Source organism: Nocardioides sp. (assembly GCF_004803405.1).
Taxonomy (GTDB): Bacteria; Actinomycetota; Actinomycetes; order Propionibacteriales; family Nocardioidaceae; genus Nocardioides; species Nocardioides vastitatis.
Map to the genome: position 1 here is coordinate 1 of NZ_SSXI01000125.1, position 511 is coordinate 511.

1 rRNA gene is annotated in these 511 nt (G+C 57.3%); it reads left to right on the forward strand.

Going from position 1 to position 511, the window contains the following annotated elements:
- Window positions 1-334: 334 nt before the first annotated feature.
- Window positions 335-511, forward strand: a 16S ribosomal RNA gene (locus E7Z54_RS09300); the annotation flags it as partial.

A 511-nucleotide genomic window follows, 5' to 3' on the forward strand; every position in this document is an offset into this window, starting at 1 on the left:
AGCGGGACCCTGGAAAGCACCGAGGAAATCGGATCGGGAAACGGTCTGATAGAGTCGGAAGCGCAAGACCGAAGGGAAGCGCCCGGAGGAAAGCCGCGAGAGAGTCTCTCGGGTGAGTACGAAGGAAGCGTCCGTTCCTTGAGAACTCAACAGCGTGCCAAAAATCAACGCCAGATATGTTGATACCCCGTCTCCGGCCATCTCGGCTGGGGCGAGGTTCCTTTGAAGTAAAACACAGCGAGGATGCTGTGGACGGCCGGGCTCATTCCGCCTGGCTGTTCCGCTCTCGTGGTGTCGACCCGCAGTCTTTAATTCAGACGCAGCCGGGTACACATTCACGGAGAGTTTGATCCTGGCTCAGGACGAACGCTGGCGGCGTGCTTAACACATGCAAGTCGAACGATGAAGCCCTTCGGGGTGGATTAGTGGCGAACGGGTGAGTAACACGTGGGCAATCTGCCCTGCACTCTGGGACAATCCCTGGAAACGGGGTCTAATACCGGATAACACT